At 35.3% G+C, this 22,278-nt stretch carries 17 protein-coding genes; 6 read left to right on the top strand and 11 right to left on the bottom strand.

Going from position 1 to position 22,278, the window contains the following annotated elements; all coding sequences use genetic code 11:
• Nucleotide 1 precedes the first annotated feature (1 nt).
• Together CH354_RS08145 and CH354_RS08140 are read left to right on the top strand one after the other, a co-directional pair.
• Nucleotides 2-2,071: a 6-bladed beta-propeller gene (locus CH354_RS08145; RefSeq protein ID WP_243396017.1), complete on the top strand. Its 2,070-nt coding sequence runs from the start codon at nt 2-4 to the stop codon at nt 2,069-2,071.
• On the top strand, nt 2,052-4,064 hold the full coding sequence (locus CH354_RS08140) for a tetratricopeptide repeat protein (protein WP_100728584.1): 2,013 nt from the start codon (nt 2,052-2,054) through the stop codon (nt 4,062-4,064). Before CH354_RS08145 ends, CH354_RS08140 begins: the two co-directional genes overlap by 20 nt.
• Here the strand turns inward: CH354_RS08140 and CH354_RS08135 are convergent.
• Nucleotides 4,030-4,572, bottom strand: coding sequence for a hypothetical protein (locus tag CH354_RS08135; RefSeq protein ID WP_243396016.1), 543 nt, complete (start codon nt 4,570-4,572; stop codon nt 4,030-4,032). The two genes, CH354_RS08140 and CH354_RS08135, sit on opposite strands and share 35 nt — an antisense overlap.
• A 3-nt stretch (nt 4,573-4,575) precedes the next feature.
• Between CH354_RS08135 and CH354_RS08130 the strand changes: the two genes are divergently transcribed.
• Complete coding sequence (locus tag CH354_RS08130) at nt 4,576-5,118, top strand: SRPBCC family protein (protein ID WP_338092380.1); 543 nt, start codon at nt 4,576-4,578, stop codon at nt 5,116-5,118.
• Here CH354_RS08130 and CH354_RS08125 read toward each other — a convergent pair.
• Nucleotides 5,080-5,514, bottom strand: a complete 435-nt coding sequence (locus tag CH354_RS08125) for a methylglyoxal synthase (protein WP_100726883.1) — start codon at nt 5,512-5,514, stop codon at nt 5,080-5,082. The two genes, CH354_RS08130 and CH354_RS08125, sit on opposite strands and share 39 nt — an antisense overlap.
• 71 nt (nt 5,515-5,585) lie before the next feature.
• Between CH354_RS08125 and CH354_RS08120 the strand changes: the two genes are divergently transcribed.
• Complete coding sequence (locus tag CH354_RS08120) at nt 5,586-6,386, top strand: FcpA-related putative periplasmic flagellar protein (protein WP_100726884.1); 801 nt, start codon at nt 5,586-5,588, stop codon at nt 6,384-6,386.
• A 1-nt stretch (nt 6,387) separates the two neighbouring features.
• On the opposite strand, the gene CH354_RS08115 is transcribed toward CH354_RS08120, so the two are convergent.
• The 3 genes from CH354_RS08115 to miaB form a co-directional block, all read right to left on the bottom strand.
• On the bottom strand, nt 6,388-7,218 hold the full coding sequence (locus tag CH354_RS08115) for a hypothetical protein (RefSeq protein ID WP_100726885.1): 831 nt from the start codon (nt 7,216-7,218) through the stop codon (nt 6,388-6,390).
• 70 nt (nt 7,219-7,288) lie between these two features.
• The gene (locus CH354_RS08110) at nt 7,289-8,881 is read right to left on the bottom strand and encodes an LptF/LptG family permease (RefSeq protein ID WP_100726886.1); all 1,593 of its coding nucleotides are present in this window, start codon (nt 8,879-8,881) and stop codon (nt 7,289-7,291) included.
• A complete protein-coding gene (gene miaB / locus CH354_RS08105) occupies nt 8,874-10,250 on the bottom strand; it encodes a tRNA (N6-isopentenyl adenosine(37)-C2)-methylthiotransferase MiaB (RefSeq protein WP_100726887.1) in 1,377 nt (458 codons plus the stop codon). The genes CH354_RS08110 and miaB overlap by 8 nt, the downstream gene beginning before the upstream one ends.
• A 62-nt stretch (nt 10,251-10,312) precedes the next feature.
• Between miaB and CH354_RS08100 the strand changes: the two genes are divergently transcribed.
• The gene (locus CH354_RS08100; RefSeq protein ID WP_100726888.1) at nt 10,313-10,912 is read left to right on the top strand and encodes a DnaJ domain-containing protein; all 600 of its coding nucleotides are present in this window, start codon (nt 10,313-10,315) and stop codon (nt 10,910-10,912) included.
• Here the strand turns inward: CH354_RS08100 and CH354_RS08095 are convergent.
• The 3 genes from CH354_RS08095 to CH354_RS08085 are packed head-to-tail and all read right to left on the bottom strand — an operon-like array spanning nt 10,909 to nt 14,672.
• Nucleotides 10,909-12,039, bottom strand: coding sequence for a DUF1574 domain-containing protein (locus CH354_RS08095; RefSeq protein WP_100726889.1), 1,131 nt, complete (start codon nt 12,037-12,039; stop codon nt 10,909-10,911). The two genes, CH354_RS08100 and CH354_RS08095, sit on opposite strands and share 4 nt — an antisense overlap.
• A gap of 1 nt (nt 12,040) precedes the next feature.
• Nucleotides 12,041-13,465: an MBOAT family O-acyltransferase gene (locus CH354_RS08090; RefSeq protein ID WP_100726890.1), complete on the bottom strand. Its 1,425-nt coding sequence runs from the start codon at nt 13,463-13,465 to the stop codon at nt 12,041-12,043.
• Nucleotides 13,466-13,490: 25 nt separating this feature from the next.
• Nucleotides 13,491-14,672: a class I SAM-dependent rRNA methyltransferase gene (locus CH354_RS08085; protein WP_100726891.1), complete on the bottom strand. Its 1,182-nt coding sequence runs from the start codon at nt 14,670-14,672 to the stop codon at nt 13,491-13,493.
• A 55-nt stretch (nt 14,673-14,727) separates the two neighbouring features.
• Here CH354_RS08085 and CH354_RS08080 point away from each other — a divergent pair, with 55 nt between their 5' ends.
• Nucleotides 14,728-17,256 (top strand): 7TM diverse intracellular signaling domain-containing protein, encoded by a 2,529-nt coding sequence (locus tag CH354_RS08080; protein ID WP_100728761.1) that lies wholly within the window; start codon nt 14,728-14,730, stop codon nt 17,254-17,256.
• Here CH354_RS08080 and CH354_RS08075 read toward each other — a convergent pair.
• From CH354_RS08075 to mfd, 3 genes are all read right to left on the bottom strand, one after another.
• Nucleotides 17,231-18,070: an undecaprenyl-diphosphate phosphatase gene (locus CH354_RS08075; protein ID WP_100728072.1), complete on the bottom strand. Its 840-nt coding sequence runs from the start codon at nt 18,068-18,070 to the stop codon at nt 17,231-17,233. The genes CH354_RS08080 and CH354_RS08075 overlap by 26 nt on opposite strands.
• A 6-nt stretch (nt 18,071-18,076) precedes the next feature.
• The gene (locus CH354_RS08070) at nt 18,077-18,754 is read right to left on the bottom strand and encodes a lipoprotein LipL31 (protein WP_100728073.1); all 678 of its coding nucleotides are present in this window, start codon (nt 18,752-18,754) and stop codon (nt 18,077-18,079) included.
• 100 nt (nt 18,755-18,854) lie between these two features.
• Complete coding sequence (gene mfd / locus CH354_RS08065; protein ID WP_100728074.1) at nt 18,855-22,277, bottom strand: transcription-repair coupling factor; 3,423 nt, start codon at nt 22,275-22,277, stop codon at nt 18,855-18,857.
• Nucleotide 22,278 lies beyond the last annotated feature (1 nt).

Raw genomic sequence — 22,278 nt, 5'->3', positions numbered from 1 at the left:
TATGTCCCATTATAATGGGGGACAGAGGGGAAGTTTTTTGCGAAAGTTTGTATCCATCATCTTTCTTTTGGTCTGCACCCAAATCTTTCCTCTAGACTTTCCCAATTTTTCCCTGGGGGAAGAGAATGCCAAGGAAGAATTCAAACGTGGGCTCACCTATAAAAATTTAAGAGAATATTCCGCAGCGAAAGAACGATTCCAAAAAGCGGTGAATTTAAAAAAGGATTTCCACCTTGCTCGTTTAGAATTGGCAAATAACTACTACTTGTTAGGTGAATGGGAAGAAGCCTTAGATGAATTAGAAATTTTAGCTACCAAAGCAAAAAATGACCTGCTTATAACAAATAAAATTGAGACTCTCCGCTTAGCGATCGCAGGTGGTGTCACAGAAAAAGAAAAAATCTACTTTAAAACTATAGAAGGTGATTCCATTCGTGGGTATCGTTTTCGAAATCCAGTTGATATCACATTTGATGAAGATGGAAACTTTTATGTAGCAGGCTTTGATACTTCCAATGTGGTTAAATTTAATGCACAAGGAACACCCATCTCCAATTGGAGAGGTGGAATCACAAGAAAACTCGAAAGACCAGTTTCACTCGTTTACCAAAACCAAAAAGTTTATATCGCTGATTTTGTTAGAGATGAAGTTTTAGTTTTTGACTTGAATGGAAGTTATTTGGCAACTATTGGTGGACCTGGAAAAAATCCAGGCCAATTCCGGGGACCCTCTTCCATTTGTTTTGATCCATTAGGGAATTTATATGTAGCTGATTCTGGAAACGGTCGAATCCAAAAGTTTAATCAGAATGGACAATTTGTATTAGAAATCCTTGGAATTGGAAATTCCAAACTTGTGAATCCTTCTGGGATTACAATTGAGAATCAAAAAATCTATGTAGTCGATAAAGATAAACTAAAAGTTTTTGTGTTTGATGGTGATGGCAATACCATTGAAACCATTTCCAAATCAGAATGGAAAAAACCGCGAAATATCCGAATTTTAGATAACCAAATTTTTCTAACGGATGAGTTAACAGGGATTTGGAACTATTCGATGTTAAATGGAGATTGGAGACAACTTCCAAAATTCAGAGATAAAAATGGTGTTTATCGAGTATTATACCGGCCTTTTGCTACAAATATGGATTCTACAGGAAGTATGTATTTTGTAGATTTTGGAAAACATAGAATTGATATTTTTTCGCATAAGAACAATTTACTTTCAAATCTTGACCTAAAAATCGAATCAATTGATACGTCGGACTTCCCCAATATTCATATTTACACTCGCGTTAAAAATAGAGGGGGTAAAGAATTAGTTGGGATTGATCGTTTGAGTTTTCGAATCTTCGAAAACGACAATATGACCCCACTCTTCTCTTTAGCGAACAAAAACAAAATTAACGAAAAATTGAACATTGCGATTGTTTATGAAAATAGCGAAAGTTTGAAAAAAGGAAAAACAAATTTAGAAGATGGTTTATTCCCTCTTTTTCGGTCCTTACATGATACAGACCATATAACACTTTATCGTGCTGGAAAAGATAGCCAATTGATTTTACCAGATACAGTATCACTCAGAGACATTCTTGCTAAAATCCGAGATAGCCAAGCAGAAGAAAAATACAATTTTGGCAAAGCAAGTATTGCCGCCTTAAAAAAACTATCAATGGAAACGGGACCAAAAATCCTCGTGTATTTGGTTTCAAAAGAAGCAAAAGAAGATAGTTTTTTACAATACCAAAAATCAAGAATCGTATCTTATGCTAAAGCACATTCCATTCCGATTTATGTATTAACAACAAATTCCAATCCATCGTATGAAGAATCTTGGTCTGATTTAACAGGTCCAAGTAATGGAAAGTATATCTATTTGGATGGTGAAGGGGAAGAAAGAGATTTATACAAGCTCTTTAGATCTCATTTAGATTACCGTTATATTCTTTCCTATAAAACAGATACAAATCCTGAACTCATCAATCGATATATCAAAATAGGCATTGGTGTAGATCATAGAGGCGTAAAAGGAAGGGACGAAGGAGGTTATTTTGTTCCAGAACCTCGATAAACATACCAAAAAATACAGTGTACTTGGGATACTATTTTTTTTCACACAATTTGTTTTTGCTGAACCGAGTGCATTAGATGACATTGCAGAAGCCAAAAATTTCCAATCAAACAATAATTGCAGAAAAGCCATTCCCTTATACCAATCTGCGTTACAAAAAAACAGAAATTCCATCGATGCTAAGTTAGGAATCGCTGATTGTAGTTTTGTATTAGGATCCTACAAAGAAAGCAAAAAGTTTTACTTAGAAATTTTACAAAGAGATTCCAAATACATACCAGCAGTCACAGGTTTGTCTGAAATCTATTTAATGGATGGTGAGTTTAAGTCGGTTTATGATTTAATCCAACCCCTACTCACTGAATTTCCAAATCACACTAGCTTAAGGATCACAGAAGCAAAATCACTTTTAAAACAAGGTAAAACGGATTCAGCTCTTTACAAAATAAAATCTTTATCTGATAAATTAGGAGAACCTTCTGATTTATTGAGAATGTTAGCTGAGTTGTATTTTTCAAAAAAACAATTTGAAAATGCCTTGGACACAATTGATTCTTATACAAAAAAAGAGCCAAACGATCCATCCGGTTTCTCCTTCAAAGCTAAAGTTCTTTTGTATGAAAATTACTTCCAACCAAGGGCTTTGGTTTCCGTATTACCCAGTGTAAAAGAAACGCTCGAAAATGCTTTGAATTTAGATGATAAAAACGAAGAAGCTAGATTCTATTTTGTATATCATGATTTGATTTTAGCTAATGCAAATAATGACAAAGACTTAAAAACAAAAGCTTTTAAACGAATTTATGAACTAGCACGAGAGTTCCCAGAAAACCAACTCTATCATAGCATTGAAGCGAATCTTGCATGGGAATTGGGTGAAACTAAATTTGCTTCATACCATTACAGAAGAGCATTAGCACTCGATGATCTAGATGAAATATTACGTTTTGAAGCAGAAGAGTATGTTATTTCTTCCGAAAAGGAAGAATCCAAACTACGACGAGAGTTGGGGGATTACCGAAGGGATCGTTATTATGCTGAAAAACATTCCTTATACCATAAGAGTAGTTTATTCCATTTATTTAGAGCTAGGGACTTAAGCGCTCAAACACCAGTAGTCAGAAAAGAACTTTTAGATTTTTATAATTTATCAGGTGATTCTGTTAAATATATAAATCTATTATTACGCTTGCGAGAAGAAGATCCAAATTCTTTTAAATTACAAAATAAACTGGAATTTGTGATTAAAAATCTAAAGGATTCGATCGAATTTAAGGAAGGATACATTCAAATTGATCCAAATTCTGTTTCCGATTTATCGGTTAGGTTTAGTCCAGAAGTTTATGTTTTTGATTTAGAATCGGTAAGTCCTTTTCCTTATCATCTCCAAGCTGGACGTTTGTTTGCAGAAGTTTTAAGATACCAATTAAAAAACATGTTATCAGTAAGAGTGGTTGAGGGAAGTGAATTTAAGTCCATTCGTAATTTATTAAAAGAATCCAGTTATCATCCTTTTTCTCAAACAATACCTTTTTCGATCGATAACTTACATCACTTGGATTCCAAAAGACGAAATGCAACTAAAATTCGTTATGTGGTCCATGGAAAATACCAAATTGAAAATGGTGATATTAAATTTGATATTTCTATCTATGACAGAGATCAATTAAAAGATATCGCCAATTGGAAAACAAACCAAAGAGGACGCGATAGTTTGCCAACCATCGTACATCGAATTGCGGAAAGAATTAAATCGACTCTGCCAATCGAAGGTAAAATTCTTAAGGTAAAAAAAGACGAAGTTATCGTATCTCTTGGTAAGGATGATGGATTAAAATTGGATTCGAAACCAGTTTTCCAAAGAAGAGGAAAAACTCTTTTTGAAGGCGAAATCATTTCTTTAGGAAAATCGATTTCAAACATCAAACCGAAACAACGTGGATGGGAAAAAGAATTAGCTACTGGGGACGATGTGGTTCTAAAAACGGACTAGGATAAAAAGACGAAAAAAAGGTTAATAAAACATCCGAAATCCGTTCTTCTTTGGCATCATCTAAAGATTTAATTTCCAATTGGCAAATGTTTCCATCCATAAAAACAGAATCCACTTGTTCTGATAGAAAACAACTTTTTAATACAGGCACTAACTGATCGTAATCCTTTCGATCCAAATAAACTTTCCCATTGGTAAATTGATAATTGGATACAATTTTATGGATTGTATCTTTGGGAGTATTTTGCCAATTCAACTCTACATTTGGATGGTAATATATATTTCCGTTTTCGATAGAAAATTCGCCGTGATGTAATCTTTCTTTGGAATCTTCATTGGCAAAACGAATCCAATTTGAATCCGTCACTAAACGATCAGAAAAACTCACTTGCACTTCGCCCAATCCGCTTTGGATTCGAACCATTTGTACCAATAACACTTGCTCCCTTTGTTGCCTTTTTGACTCTTCCTTAATCCTTTCGATTACTTCTGAGTGTAATTTGGGCACCGAATGTTTCTTTTTCTTAAAAAACAAAGTCATAATGGAATGAATTACCTTCTAAAGAGTATGGATACATTTATTTACCAATCAAAATTCCAAGTGCCGATTGAAAGGTTATTCCAATTCCATGAAGATCCAATCGGTTTTGAAACATTAATGAAGGCAAATCGAGGGATCCAGGTGATCCAAAAACCTAGATCTTTACATGTCGGTGAAACAGCCATTTTAAAGGTCCCAATCCTGCCTTTTCTCTACACCCAATGGATCGCAAAACATACTAAATACGAGAAAAATTCCCTTTTCCAAGATTCCCAAGAAAAAGGACCATTTTTAAAGTTTATACATACACATCGGTTTATCAAAGTGAATGAAAAAGAATCCATATTATCGGATGAGATTGATATCAATTTTTACCTCTGGCCCATTTCCAAATACTTTTTATACCCAATGTTGTATTTTATGTTCAAAAAACGCCACAAACTCACAGCTGATTATTTCACGGTAAAAGCAAATTTAATTTTTAGCGGGTATTCTCGAACCGTAATCAATTAGTTGCCGATTGTATTCTTTTTCCATCAGTGGAGAAGAGATCAAAAAATCCGCACTTGATCGATTGCATGCCATTGGAATATTATATAATACTGCAATACGTAATAAAGCTTTCACATCTGGATCATGTGGTTGTGCAGAAAGTGGATCCCAAAAAAACACCATAAAATCAATTGAATCTTCTACGATTTTTGCACCAATTTGTTGGTCTCCACCAAGTGGACCCGAAATGAAACGAAAAACAGGCAAACCAATTTGTTCGTGGATCAATTTTCCTGTTGTTCCTGTTGCTGAAAGATGGTGTTTACTCAATGTTCCCCGGTTAAATTTTACCCAATCAAGTAAATCTTCTTTTCGATTGTCATGTGCGATGAGAACGATCTTTTTCGTTGTTTCCATTTTTCTCTGAATTAGTACCATAAAGTGATAGTTCTTGCCAATATCCTGGATTCAAGGAAAGTTTCCCTGAAATGGTAAACCATCGCCGATTTTTTTGGGTCCTCCTCCTCCTTTCCTTCCAGATTCCACTGGGAGCTACTGATCCAAATCAAACGGGCGAAACAAGGGTAGAATCCATTCTCCCTACCCGACCAGAATCAGGTTCACCTTGGGGTGATTCTACCCAAGCCATTGGAACCATACCTGTTCTCGACTTTGTCGATGAAAAAAACTCTCAAAAACGATGGTCGGATGCAAACAAAGAATACTCACTTGCTTTGGATGGTTTTGAAACTGGAAAAAAGGGAATCGATAAAAGGAGAGAGGATTTTAAAAAAGAAGTTTTTTACGAAGATCGTTACGAATGGCAGAAAGTAACACGAAAAGAAAACAAGGAAAAAGAATTCCAAAAACAACTCTATGAACTCAGGACCCAAACGACACTTCGCCTTGTAAAAGCGATGAATTTGTTGGATAAAATTGAAAATCCAAAGGTGAAAGAAAGTGCTTCGTATATCGATTTAAAATCTGGAATTTATAGAGAGTACATCAAACACCAAGAGTCCTTTAAAAACTACTTACAGGTCATAGACTTTACAACTCGTTATATTGAAATCTCATCCAAAAATGAAATGGAAGCAGAACCCCACAGACTTCTTGCTCTTTCCTATGAGAAAATGGAACAAACAGCCTTTCGTTCCAAGAACCAAGAACTCTATTATGAATTCAAAGAATTAAAGAAAAAACACTTATTAAGATTTGCAGAATTGCATTATGGCCGCGAATCAAAGGAATACGCGGCGATAGAGGAAAAAGTCGGAAAGGATTTTTGAATTATAACATCCCAAGTTTTTTCTTTAGTGCTCTATTTTCTTCCACAAGTTCTTTGATTTCTTGTTCCGTATACTCAAACAATCGATCTTGTGCTCGTAAAATTTTATCCAAATTCATTTCTTCGATTCGCGAATAATTTAATACTTCTTCCGTTGCTTTCTGTAATTCAAGGGCTTGTTTGAGTTCCTTTTCCCGAAGTTCATCCAATTGTTGGATAGCTTTGACCCTTTGGTGTAACTCAATGAGTTCTTGGTTCTTCATATCATTCACACGTTCTAGTGCAGAATTAATCCCAGCTTGTGAACGTTTTACAAGTTCCTCATACTTTAGGATCGAACGCAAAGCTTCATTTTCTTTTTTTGATTCTTCGTATTCTTGGTGTGCTAAAGAAAATACACCTTCAAAAAAACCCACGTTTTCTAAACATGAATTTCCAATATCTAATGCAGCTGCCTTGTAAGATTCTGATTGGATGGTTCGGTCCAAAATCATTCTCAGTTCCCGCACATGTAGAGGGTTTTCTAAGACCAGGTATTTGGGTTGGGATTGTACCATTTCTTGGATTTGGTTTACACCATCTTCGGAAGAAACTAAGATCAAAGAAACAAAAGGACTCATTTCAAATGTGGATTTGATTTTTGGTAGAATCTCATTCCATTCTTTGAACGTCACTTGGATAAAAAGGATATGAATATCGTTTGGTGTGATTGTGATTTGATCCAATTCCGACAAACCAATTTGGTTCACTTGGATTTTGATTTTTGAATGTTTCCAAAGCTCTACGGGAAACGGACGGCCCTGGGAAAGATTCCAAATATAAGAAGTTTTCAAACCCGATCTCCTAAATGACAACTACTCTCTATGGGACCGTAGACAGGGGAATTTTCTAGCAAATTTTCTATTATTTCTTCCTTGCGAAGCGATTTTTTAACATTTCCCATGTTTCATCCCACTTGTCTTTCCAGCGAAAATAAAAACCAAACTTGTTTCGGATAGACTCTGGTAATTTTGCATCTGTCCTTGAAATCATGATATAAATCGAAAGGGTTGCAATCACGATATTGGCAGACCAAGGCCCCACCCAATCCGGAACGTTTTCTTTGTAAGAAATCCCAGAACCAAAGATAAAAAATGTATAGTAAATGAGTAAAAAAACAACTGCCAGAGTAAAACTCATACCCTTTCCAGATCGTTTGACAACAAGACCCAGGGGAAAGGATAAGAAGAAAAAAATCTGACACGAGAGTGGAGTTGCAAACCGTTTATGGATTTCCACATTAAAACCAGTGAGGGTTTTTTTGGATTCATTTAGAAGTTCAGACAACTGTGTAAACAAGGCAAATTTTTGTGCCATTTCTTCTTGGTTCCCTGAATTTGCACCCATGATGATTTCATATTTGAATTGTTCCACCATTTGTTTAAGCCCACCAACACCTTTGATAGACAAACCATATTCTTTTAAAATTTCCAAACCAGGAATATTTTCCAATCCTTCCGATTCTATAGCATTTCTGATCTCGATTAACATTGGTAAGGAGAACGTATCTGGTTTTACATTGATACTCAATGTTTTTGTATCTTTTTTTGCTGGTGTGTTGTAATCCATTTCCCCATTCATGAAATTGGTGACACCAATCGCATTGGTTTCAGGATCCCATTCAATCACATAACCTTTTCTCAATCGAACTGACTTTTCGTATTCACCAACTGAGTTCTTCTTTTCAACTAGTAAACCCTCTTTGGCATTGATGATTTGTAACATTTTTGACCCACCCATTGGGACAGCCAAATTGTTCACCATAATATAATCCGTTCCACTAGCAGAAATTGCCCATTCTCGAATTTGGACATTACTTAGGTTACCATCTTCATCCACACCACCAGAATACATGGTACGACCTTTCTCTGAGAAAAAATCCTGTGTTTTATCCCCAGAGAATTGACCCGGTTGGATCGCAAGTAAAGGATTATAGGAAGCTATCCAATTATCAAAATCTTTCATCTTACGAGTGTTCTCTGGTCCTAAATAAAAATTTAGATACCCTACAAGAAGTGTCATAAGAAAGCCAAATACTAAAAAATTACTGTAGATATAGGGAAACGAAACCCCAGAAGCTCTCATCGCAGTGATTTCGGAATCACCAGACAACCGACCAGCCGCCATGATTCCAGACATCAAACAAGCCATGGGAATGGTCATGGGAAGAGTATTCCCAAAAACATAACCCATATAATCCAATAAACGGAAAAAATCGACCCCCTTTCCAACAAAAAGTCCAATCATCTTTTGGATGGCAACTGCCATATAGATCATTGTAAAAAAAGAAAGAGCAACCAAAAACGGACTTAATATCTCTTTCAGAATGTAAATCCTTAAAATGGAAGGTTTGAAACGTTTCCACTTTCCTAACCTATCCGTATCCACCATAAAATCTGGTGGTAAATCGTCTTTGGAATGAACCCTAACGGTTCTTAAATCAACAGGTTTAGACAATCAATTTCCCTTTGAGAGTAGCACTTGTTGCTTGTTCAATGAGTACGGTTACCGTTTTTCCAATCCAATCTGATAAGTCTTGAGACATTCCTTCAGGAATCGGGAAAACAACCATCCGACCACAATGTGATCTTCCGCATAACTCTTGTTTTGATTTTTTTGAAGTATTCTCCACCAAAATGGAAAATTCTTTTCCAATTTTTGTTAGATTTTTCTCTAAAGATATTTTTGTTTGGAGTTCAACGAGTTCGATTAGTCTTTTACTCTTAACTTCCTCAGGAACATCGTCAATAAACTTACGTTTTGCGATAGTTCCCTCTCGTTCGGAATACTTAAACATATAAGACATGTCAAATTTGACTTGTTTTACAACTTCTAATGTTTCTTGGAATTCCTCGTCTGTTTCTCCTGGAAATCCTACGATGATGTCGGATGTAATTCCAATATCTGGAATCACCGCTTGGATTTTTTGAACCAAATCCAAATATTCTTCCTTCGTATAACTACGTTTCATATCGCGGAGTACTTTGGAACTTCCTGCTTGTAGTGGCATATGGATTTGAGAAGAAAATCTTTCCTCCCTAGCCATGAGTGAAATGAGATGATCAGGAAAATCTTTGGGATGAGGGCTTGTAAACCGAACTCGCTCGATACTAGTTTGTTTTAGAATTTCTTCTACAAGGGCACAAAAATCAAAATTCTCATAGGAATAACTATTTACATTTTGTCCAAGAAGTGTGACTTGTTTGACACCCATCGTTTCCAACTGTTTGATCTCATGGATGATGGACTGCGGTTCACGGCTCCTTTCTCTTCCTCTCGTGTAAGGGACAACACAAAATGTACAAAAATTATTACATCCACGCATGATGGTAACAAATGCTTGGATACCATTGACAACTTTTGGCTCTAATTCATCATACGTTTCTGTCCTGGATAACCTTGTGAGTTGGACATCCTTTTCTCCCTTACGAATGTTTTGAATGAGTTCTGGTAACGTACGGTAATTATCTGGACCCACAATCAAATCGAGGGGCAATTCTTGGTTGAATAAGTCTTCTCCTAAATTCTGTGCCATACAGCCCAAAACACCGATGACCAAATTTGGATTCTTTTTCTTGAGGTAACCAAGGGATTGGAGTCGTCCATAAATCTTGGCGTGTGCATTTTCTCGGACGGCACACGTATTCAAAAATATAATATCACTGTCTTCCACTGAATTTGTGGTTTCGTAATGTTCCTTACGGAATAGTTCCTTTACTATGCCTGAATCGTATTCGTTCATTTGGCAGCCGTAAGTTTCCACATAGACCTTTCCCAGTTGGAGGGAGGGAATACTGTCTAAGCTTTCTGTCAAGGTAGGGTTCATAATGATATGTTTTCCCAAGAAAATTCCTTGTAAAGCAAAGAAGAATGGATAGGAAGGGGTATATGCCGAACACAAAACGGGAGACTTTTTATGAAATTTTAGGAATTTCTAGAGATTTTCCTACAAGTGGCATCGAAGCTGTTTACCTTCGTGAATTACTCTTTTGGGAACAACTTGAAAAGGCAAGGAGTCCAGAGGCAAAAGAAAAAATTTTGGAACTAACAAGGGCCTATATGACTTTAAGTGATCCTAACAAAAGAGAAGTCTATGATTCAGATTTGGATTTTGAATTTGTATTACTCGATGGAAAAGCAAAAGACCCAGAAATGGAAGAGGCTTACGACATATACCGCTTGGGTCATAAAAAATCCTACCAAGAAATTCTCAGCGAGTTTTCAAAATTCAAAGGTGAGATGGGAGATACTTTATGGGTATTAAAAAAGACAACCATCTATCTTGTGATCAACCTGTTATTGTATTCAGGAATTGTTTTATTCCAATCGTTACTCCACCAAAATGAAGGGGAATCACCAAAAGAAAATGACTTTCTCTTTAATCTGCTTTCCTTTCTATTTTTGGGATTCAGCGGTTTTGGATACCTACTCTTCCGATTTTTTTACATACCAAAACAATTAAAAAAAAGAAAAGAATCTCGCCTTTAACGAATTGACTTCGGAAATAAAATGGGAAGTAAATTCGGAAAACATGCACCACTCAAATGGAGCGAATCGACAAAATCTTTACATTTCCAATTTGGATCTTCATTTGGATCGATCACAATAAATTTGGAATTTGGTGAATGTGAGATAACTTCCACTTCTTTCCTAACTTCAGCATTAAAACGATCGAGTAAACCATCTGTTTTCATCCTTCGTCGTAGAGGTTCTGAAACAGCAGGAAAATAGACAATGACAGGAATTCCTTTTCCTTCTAATAGATGTAACATCTTCTTAAAAAAGAAAATTTGAGTCGGGGCTAAGGAAGAACCTCTTAAGTACTGGTTGTACATTGCTTCCGCATCTCGCTCTAAAAATAAATCCATATTTGCAAATTTAATCTCATTAGGTAAGGCGCCAAACTTGACACGGTTTACCATTTTGATTCTCTCTACATATGCTCGTTTGTGTTCCTTTCCAGTGTAACCATTTGACATACCGGGAACAAAACTGATTTCAATCAGTTTGTTATTGGCCTTAATCGCTGTGGGATCTAAAGGGTATTTATACAATGCAAATAATTTTTTTAGAAAATATACTTCTGCTTCATCAAGCGAAAATCCATTTGTTTGAGTGGACCATGGATCACTTGTTTTTGTTCTAAAAAAATCCAAATGTTTGAGTACATAAAGATTATCATATGATCCATTTAAGGAATAGTCGATAGCGGATTTAGAAAATAAAAGAGGATCCACTTCTAACAAAACATATCGGATTGGTAAGTTTGTTGTTAGCACTCGTTCCAACCAATATGCTTGGAAACTTGGGGGACCAAAGGGAGCAGCAAAATTAAAAGAATTTGTATTCGGAAAAAATTCTTCCACCATTTCGGAATCAAATTCACCAGAACGAGAACTTCCTAAAATAAGACCTATCTGTTTCCCTGGATTTTTCTTTGATTCCTCAAGCATCACTTCAAAAAGATCTTCTTTTAGTTCGTAAAACTTACGTTCAATTTTTTTCCAACTATAAGTGTTTTCAACAATTACAGGTAGGAAAAAAAGTTTATCAAACAAAAACAGTGAAAATGCGAGAAGAAGTGGATACAAAACAATTGGAAATTTATTTTTCATATTAAAATTGGAAGTATATAAACTCCGTACCTCCAGGTGCTAAATAACCCAACAAAACTGTCACAACAAAAGAAAACAAAAATAAAAACAAAAGACTAAACTTCGTTGTCCATGATTCTCTTGGAAAACTAGGTTTTGTTTGTAAGTAGTTTAATAGGAATGTTAACAATATAGAATAAAGAATTTTTTCTAACTGACCAATTCTTTCTCCTGGTGCATTCACAAAGGAACGCCACAACATCGACACTGCATTCTTGACTGTAGGTGCGTTAAAAAACGGAATTGTGATTACAAAAAACAGAAAGGTATAAAAGATCCCTATCCATTTTTTCCATAGAACCACAGTTTCTTTCTTTGGTTGATTGAGAATCATTTCTACCTTTCGTTCGATGCTAAGCATGAGTCCATGTAAAAATCCCCAAATGATAAATGTAAAATTGGCGCCATGCCAAAATCCAGCTAATGTAAACGTAAGGATAAGGTTAAAATACCCTCTCCCTTCTGTTACGCGTGAACCACCTAGCGGAAAATAAATATAATCCTTAATCCATGTAGCAAGCGTCATATGCCAACGTGTCCACAATTCACGAACGGATGCTGACAAATAAGGTGCATGAAAGTTTTCAGGTAAATTGATCCCTAATAATTTTCCTAAACCACGAGCAAGGTCCGTATACCCGCTAAAGTCACAAAAAACACGTGCTGCATATCCAAACATTGCGAGTGCATTGGATACCCCATCATATGAATCTGGGTTTTGGAAAATAGGCTCAATGATGGGAGATAAATTATCAGCAATCACTACCTTTTTCAATAATCCAAGAAAAACTAAGTAATATCCTTCCAATAATTGTTCTTTTTTAGCATTCCAAACTTCTAATTGGTAAAAAAATTCTCCATGCCTTACGATCGGTCCTGCAACCAATTGGGGAAAAAAGAAGATAAATAATCCAAATTGCAAAAAACTTGGATTCTCATCTGCATTCCCTCGTTTGACATCAATCGTATAGGCAACCATTTGAAAGGTATAAAAACTAATAGCAAGAGGCAAAGTAATGGAATCAAAACCGAATTGGGAATTTAAGAAAACCTGAACAGATTCATTGGAAAACCAAAAACTCCCTGTGATTTGAAACAATAGAGACCATAAAAAGTAAAAATATTTAAAGAGAAATAAGTTTCCAAAATTGATGAATAAGGATATGGGATACCAATAACTGTTTTTATTTTTTAGAATTTGTTTGTTCAACAAATGATTGATCAAAACCAAAGTTAAAAAATGAAATGCAAATGGAATCGACCAAGCTGCATAAAAAACAAAGGATGCCAAAAATAGAAATACAAGTCTAAACTTACCTCGTATAGACCAGTGTAGTGCATACACTACAATAAAAAACAAAAGGAAACTAAGCGATGTAAATTTCATTCTAAGATATCACCAATATTTTCATTTATATTTCCCCATCAACCTGAATCACAAGTCCTTTTAAGTATTCTCCTTCCGGGTGGAAAACAGAATATCCATGGTCAGGGCTTTGGGTTAAGTGGTGTAAAATTCTAACTCTTTTTTTTGCATCCTTTGCTGCTCCAAAAACTATTTTTTTAAATAAATCAAAGGAAATGTGTTGTGAACAAGAAAAGGTAAATATAAGCCCACCATCTTGGATTTTCGAAATAGCTCTCATATTAATGTCTTTGTATCCTCTACTCGCTTGCATTACAGTAGATATGTTTTTCGTGAATGCCGGTGGATCGAGGATGATACAATCATAAAAATCAGGTTCCATTTGTTTTAGAAAATCAAAACAATCATGTTCAATGCTCTTATGTGTCCCGTTTTCAACAGAAGACTCAATTCCATTCAGTCTCAAATTTTTTTCACATATTTCTAATGCTTGTTTTGAAATATCAAGACTGTGAACGGACTTAGCTCCATTTAACAACGCATATACGGAGAAAGCACCTGAATAGGCAAATGTATTCAGTATAGTCCGATTTTTTGCATATTTACCCAGGAGTGCCCGATTTTCTCTTTGGTCTAAAAAAAATCCTGTTTTTTGTCCTTTTTCAATATCGGAAATAAAACGATATCCATTCTCTAGAAAAATACATTCAGAAAGAACCCCTTTTTCGAGAGTAACTTCTTCCCCTTTTTTCGAATCTTGTTTTTCGTGTTTTTCTATAATTGTTTGGTAACCAACTGATTCTAAGAATTGTACGAGTAATGACTTCAATCGAATGACACCGGGGATTTTTAATTGTAGAACAGCAGTATCATTATAGATATCCACAATCATCCCAGGAACACCATCACCCTCAGAGTGAAACAAACGAAATCCATTTGTATCGTTTGGCAATAGCGCAAGCTTCAGATTTAGTATTTGATTCCATTTGGAAATCCAATACGACTCCGACATTCCATCCTTTTCTTTTTCAAAAGAGAACAGTCGAATTCGAATCTGGCTACTGGGATCAAAAAATCCCCAACCTAAAAAGGAACCATTGGAAGATTGCACCTCTACGATATCGCCTGCCTTACAATGTTTCTCAACAAAATCAATGGCACCTGAAAATACCCAAGGATGAAAATTTAATATAGCTTTTTCTTTATTCTTCTTTAAGCGAATGACCATTCTTCATCCAATTGTTTTTACGAAATGTTTTGGGAGTGATTACCCCCGTATAAATATGATAAAAAAGTTACTGATTGTTCTTGTCTTTTCTTTTTCCCAATTGGAATCTAGCCCCCTTTTAGATTTTACCATCCAGAATCATCCCCATTCCATCACAAGCTTGGATTCAAACCAAAACGATCCAAGTTCCCTTTGGTACATGAAGGAAAATGGACTAGAGGAAAGTGAAATTCAAAATCTAACGGAAGAAAATTTTTCCAAGTACGATTGGAAACGAATCAAAGTTCCCGGAAACTTAACCCCTCCCAAAGAGAATGAAAAACAGAAAAGGACTGTGATTTTAGCGAAATGGATCGAGATGGATGTTGATCCTAACATTCAGTATAGTTTTCGTTTGGGGATCATCAATGACCGTGACCGAACTTACTTAAATGGAAAACTTATCGGAAAAACAGGAGAATGGGATTCTCCCTTTCCACAAAATTATGATAAATTAAGGATCTATTCAATTCCTTCCCATTTAATTTTACCAAAAAAGAAGAATCTTTTGTTAATCAAAATCCAATTGTACTTTCAAAATTCAGGAGGGATTGAACAAGACGAAACATTATTGGGTCCGAGTACAAACATCCAAAATCGTTTTTATAAAGATGAATTCATAAAATTAATTTTCTTAACAATTTATATCACAGTGGGAAGTTACTTCTTATTTTTGTTTATTAGAAGGAGAAAAGACAGGGAAAATTTATTCTTTTCACTCTTTTCTTTCTCATTCGTACTTTATAATTTTTTAAGGAACCAATTAAAATATGAATTAGGATTTTCTTTCTTAGAAATGAAAAAATTGGAATACTTAACAATTTTGTTGTTAATTCCATTTATGTACCATTTTTTGCGGACATTATTTGAAGATAAATATGTAATCTTTGCAAAAATTTTAGATGGATTCCAATTACTTGTGTTTTCTTTTTTCTTGTTTTCCAATAACATTGAACACTTCAATTTTGTTCTCTCCAATTTGGTGCAACCAACATGGATCCTCTATGTAATCCTCATTTTTTCCAATTTGATTCGCAATTTGAGAAAAAAAGAAAAAAGGGCAATTTACATTACGATCGGACTTACCATTGTTTTAATAGCAGCTATCATTGATACGGCAACAAACCGAAATTATTGGGTTTTCCCTAGAATCATGGGATATGCATTTTTGTTCTTTAACATCTCACTTGCGATGATACTTGCGAATTCTTTTGTCAAATTAAATGAGGAATTTGAAGACCTAAATAAAAACTTGGAGAAAAAAGTTGAGGATCGAACTGACGCATTAAATGAATCACTCAACCAATTACAAATCTTAAAAGAAAAACAAGATGGTGATTATTTTTTAACATCACTCCTCATCCAACCATTAGCACGAATTGAAAATAAAATCCCTGAACTCAAAATTGAATCCTATACCAACCAAAAGAAAAAGTTTCAATTTAGGGGGAAAAATGGAGAAATTGGTGGAGATATCTGTATCGTTGGTTCGATTCACTTAGAATCAGGAGAATACACTGTTTTTGCGAATGCCGATGCAATGGGAAAATCAATCCAAGGCGCAGGAGGAGCTCTTGTATTAGGTGTTGTATTCCAAGCTGTCTTATCGAGAGCAAAATCCAGTTATACCAAAAGAAGACCACCTGAACTTTGGCTAAAAGATCTTTATGTAGAATTACAATCTGTATTCGCTAGTTTTGATGGTTCCATGTTATCAAGTGTGGTACTCGGCATGGTAGGTAAAAATGGATACATTTACTACATCAATGCTGAACACCCTTGGAGTATTTTATACAGAGATGGTGTGGCTTCCTTTATCGAAACGGAACTCTCAATGCGCAAACTTGGATTTCCAAGAAACAACTCACACTTTCAAATCAAAACATTTTCACTATTGGATGGAGATGTACTTCTCGTTGGTTCCGATGGAAGAGATGATATTGGATTGATGAGTGAAACAGAGAACCGCTATATCAACGAAGATGAAACTTTGATCCTTCGTTTTGTGGAGAGAACAGATGCAAAACTTTTACCACTTGTACAGGAAATAGAAAACAACGGGGAAATCACAGATGACATATCTTTTTTAAGAATTGCTTACCAATCGGAAATTCCAAAACTTTCCATTTCAGAAGAAATTCGTAGAACATTCCTAAATATCCAAACGGATGCCAAAAAAGGAAATTATGAAAATGCACTTTCGGAGTTGATCCCCCTTTTGTCTCAATTTTCGCATCCGAACTTCCATTCATTTGCAGGGAAAATTTACTTCCACCAAAAGAAGTGGATAGAAGCCTTAAACCATCTGAAACTTGCATTCAATGAAAACCAGTCGAAAGAAAATCTATTGTATATGATTGCTAAATCTGAATTCCAATTGGGTAAAATCGAAGATGCCGTTATCTGGTGTGAACGATTATTCTTAAGGAATAAATCTCACAAACAAAACACAAAACTATTTTTTCGGTTACTAGACCTTACTGAAAACTTTGATAAAAAGAGTTTTTACTTAGAATTTCTTAGCCACGAAGGAAATACAATATAACGAATGCCCCTAAAAGAATCCGATACACTCCAAAGGAAATAAAACTCCTTCTACGGATAAAGGCCATAAATAGTCTGATGATAAAATAACAGATAACAAAAGAGATGATACTTCCAAACAATAAAAGACCTATTGTTTCTGAATTTAGAATATGACGATGTTTGTATAGTTTGTACAATCCGGCCAAACTTAAAACAGGGATGGCAAGAAAAAAAGAAAACTCAGCACTATCTTTTTTTGATACACCCAAAGTTCTTGCTGATATGATAGTTGCTGCTGACCTTGATACACCTGGAATCAAAGCAAAACATTGTAAAAAACCGACGATCAATGATTCCTTGAATCCAATTGACTTACCTTGACTTTCATCCAGATGTCTTTTTTCAACAATGACCATGAGAAGTCCACCGACGAACCATGATACACCAAGGATCAATAATAGATCAGGTCTCATTTTAATTTGGTCGAGTTGGGATTTGAAAACAAATCCTAATACTAAAATTGGTAAAATACCAATGAGTAAATTGAGGTAAAATTGGAAACCGGCCTTGTCAGTGGTTTGTCTGAAACCAAACTGAACTGCCATTTTCAAATGGCCCCAAAGTGTTTTATAATACAAAACAACAACAGATAAAATGGCACCAGTTTGTATGAAAATATCATACAGATCTTCAAATGCCTCGTGAGGGACAGTAAGGTTTTGAAACGGGAAAAAATAACTAAATAAAAACAAATGGCCAGTGGATGACACTGGCAAAAATTCCGTGGCAGCTTCTATGATGCCACGTAAAAACGCATTTAAAGTATTATCCATTAAAACTTAGTTATTTGGAGTTTGTGTTGGAGTTGGTTCTTCTACTTTTTTCTTTGGAGCAAGGTATGCATCCAAATCAAATTTTTCATTTCGTTTGATACTAACTTCTTCTTTAATTCTTTCTACTACTAAAGGAAGGTATTCTCTCGTTTGCATTTGTTTCAATTGTGCTTTTGCAAAAGTTTTACATTTGTCGATCGTTAAGTTAAAATTACGATCCAACTTTCTCATTCTTTCGCATTCCGCTAATGCTTGTTCTTCCGTGATTTGGATTTTTTTCTCAACTTGTTCAGAAACATACATTTGTGCAATTGTTTGCATTTCAACTTGTTTGATCACTTCTGCTACATCTGGTCTTGAAATAAAACCATTCTTTTCTGCTACCAAACGAGTCATGATCATCTGTCTGTAAGTTTGGTAGAAATTTTTCTTTTGGAGTTGGTAATTGAGATCTTGGAAATTTGGTGGAACTTCGTTGATGTCTTTTTCAATGAATTCTAAGAGTGTTTTCTTTTCAATATTTTGTAAACGGCTGATGGAATCAAGGGCAGTGTCGTAAGCTGCTTCAAAGTCTTTTACTGTAATCTTATGGTTGTCTAAGGTTTCGATGACTGGAGAAGAGTCAGAACACTGTACTAGGGCGAAAGATGCCAAAAACACAAACAAAGGAAGGATTTTTTTCATATTATTTAATTGCCAAAATAGATTTGAGATGATGGTTTCTCCAATTCCCTCAATGTCTATCTTTTTTTGCCAACGGAAACTTGATTCCTATGCTTAAAATTTAAGCGGCCAAGAATTCCAAAATACCCAAAAGTTTTTTGATTTTTTTCAAATCATCTTTTTCAATGTTCGTATAACGAAGAACAGATGGTTCTGAAGGAGCGATTGTAAGCCCTTTAAATTGGCCCATGGCTTGGATCACTCTGTCCGGATTCCCCCTAAAGTATGTACCACATTTGAACAGAACCTCATCCGGTTTTTCTGTCACAAATTCGAAACCTAAATTGGAGGAAAGAGTTCTAATTTTTTCCAATTCGACAAAGGTTTTTGCAATCTGAGGGAGTTCACCAAATCTGTCTTCCATCTCAAGAGCCAATTCCTCAATTTCATCCAGATTGGCAGACCCTTCAAAACGTTTATAAAATTCAATTTTTTGTTTTGTATCAGGGATGTATTCATCGGGAAGATAAAAATTGGTTTTTAAATTGACTGCCGTTCGAACTTCTACTCGAACTTCTTCTCCTTTGATACGGGAAATGGACTCTTCTAACATTTTTACATAGAGATCAAAACCAACTTCCATAATGTCGCCAGACTGTTCTTTACCCAATAAATTCCCAGCTCCGCGAATTTCCAAATCGCGCATCGCTACTTTGAACCCTGAACCTAACTCTTGGTATTCGAAAATAGTATTGAGTCTTTTTTCGGCAAGTTCCGTCATTAGTTTTTTGGAAGGATAAAACATATAAGCATATGCTTTTCGATCCGACCTTCCCACTCGTCCTCGGATTTGGTACAATTGTGATAAACCAAACATATCTGCCCGTTTCACAATTAAGGTGTTCACATTTGGCATATCGATACCCGATTCAATGATCGTAGTAGTCACCAAAATATCATACTTTCGTTCATAAAAATCTACGAGAGTTTCCTCGATTTCATCTTCAGTTAATTGTCCATGCAAAATTCCAACGGAAACTTCAGGAACTAAGGACCTTACGTAAGAGGCTTCTTCTTCAATTGACTCAACTCGGTTGTATAAATAGAATACTTGCCCACCCCTTTCAATTTCCTTTCGAATTGCTTCTTGGATTAGGGTATCGTCTTCTTCTAAAACATAAGTTTCGACACTTTGTCTATTTTTAGGTGCGGTGGAAATGATAGACAACTCTCGAATTCCAGTGAGTGCCATATGTAAAGTTCGTGGGATGGGAGTTGCTGTTAATGTTAAGACATCAACAAGGTTTTTGAATTTTTTAATCGATTCCTTATGAGTGACACCAAATTTTTGTTCTTCATCGATGATGAGTAGTCCCAAATTTTTCGGTTTTACCTTTGAAGACAAAATTGCATGTGTTCCAATCAACATATCAATTTTACCTTCAGTAAAATTCTTTAAATCTTCTCGAATTTCAGCAGGGGATCTAAATCTAGAAACAAAAGCAATTTTAATCGGATAATTCTCATATCTTTGTTTGAATGTATTAAAATGTTGGAGTGACAAGATGGTTGTTGGCGTGAGTAACATCACCTGTTTACCAGCCATAATGACTTTAAATGCTGCGCGAATCGCAACTTCTGTTTTCCCATAACCAACATCACCACATACCAAACGATCCATAGGTCGAGATGACTCCAAGTCTTGTTTCACAGCTTCAATGGCTGAAATTTGATCAGGAGTTTCTTCAAATTCAAAAGCAGCTTCAAACTCTTCCTGCCAAATTGTATCAGGCGGAAATGCAAAACCATTTAGTTTCATTCGATTTGAATACAGTAACACGAGTTCTTCGGCAAGTTTATCTACTGACTCCTGAACCCGCTCTTTCGCTTTTTTCCAGGAATTTTTACCTAAGGTATCGAGTTTAGGAGAATCAGTCCCTCCAATGTATTTTTGTACGAGGGAAATTTGGTCCAATGGAACAAATAAACTATCACCACCTGCATATTCCAATTTAAGGAAATCTCTTTCCTTTCCATCGGCTTTTGTTCGTTCCATTTTAATAAAACGACCCACACCATGATTCACATGAACGATGTAATCACCTTCTTTTAAATCGATGAAGGATTCGATCATTTGAGATGATTGTTTTTTATATCGGGTTTTACGTTTGTATTGACGTCCAAACAAATCATTATCTGTAAAAACGTGGATACCCCTTTCTACTAAATGAAAGCCACGTTTTAACTCAGATAAAATCAAATGGATTCCAGGTTTTGTATTGGCAAAGGGAAAAGGGATTGGTTCTTCCGAATTTTCGCCAATGGTATTTACTTCTGTTTCAGAAAATAAACCTTTTAAACGCAACATTTGTGCGAGAAAAGACGAAGTGATATAAATACTCTGATTTGGATTTTCGGAGAGTAATTCTAAAAAATGTTCCTTTGCTTCTCTGATTTTCCCTCGAAAACCCTTTACCTCTGTGATTGGAGCATACCCAAAATTATTTGTTAGATTTGGAAGAAGTGTAAATTGAATTCCACTCGTGTCATCAGAGGTTAATGCATTCCATTCGGGACCAAACGATAATAACTCACTGGGAGGTAAACAAACCGATTCTTCTTTTTTTTTCTCGAATAAGGTATTGTATTCTCTTTCCATTCCATAGGATCTTTCTTTTGTTTCCTGAAATTTCGGAAAAATGAGGATCGGTGGTTCTTTAAAAAACTGCAAAAAACCTTCTTGTTTTCTCACCAGAGGTAAATGTTCCTCAATGATTTCTAATTCGGAATCAATAGGAATTCGTTTATCAGTATATTTTTTTAGTAGAGTATGGTATTTTTCTAATTCACTTTTTGTAACAATCGTTTCATTAGCTGCCGTGATTACAATTTCACTAATTTTTGAAATTGATTTTTGAGTGTTAGGATCAAATGTTCTAATTTCATCTACAGTATCTCCAAAAAAATCAATGCGAACAGGGTTTGGCAAATAAGGTGTGTAAATATCGAGAATTCCACCTTTTAAGCTAAAATGGCCAAATTGTTCACAAACTTCTTCCCGATGGTATCCGAGTTGAACAAGTTCAGATAATAGAGATTCTAAGGGAAAATCGACACCAAGTTTTAAGGTAATGGATTTTCCTTTTAGACTTTCTTTGTTAGGAAGTTTACGAAGAAATGCTGATACCGAAGTTATCACCAAACAACGGTCACCTGATAAAATTCGATTAATCGTTAGGATACGATCTCTTTTCCATTCCGCCTGCCATTTTGTATATTCATACGGAATATTTTCGGGACCTGGAAAAAAATAGATATTTTCTTTTGATTCAAAACTTAAAAGTTCTCGTGAAAAACTCTCTGCATCTTGGTTTGTCGGAAGGATAACGACAAACGTATTTTTTGCGTATTTGCTCTGAAAAAGTTCACTTGTGACAAAAGAATGAGCAGACTCAGGAATTCCACTGAGACTCACAAGAGTGTCTTTTGCTTCAGTAAATACTTCCTTTGCTTCGTATGGTCTAATTTGAATTTCTTTAGTCATT

The organism is Leptospira levettii (assembly GCF_002812085.1).
Lineage (GTDB): Bacteria > Spirochaetota > Leptospiria > Leptospirales > Leptospiraceae > Leptospira_A > Leptospira_A levettii.
The sequence above is the reverse complement of the archived record's forward strand: the minus strand, read 5'-3'. Positions and strand labels throughout refer to the sequence as shown.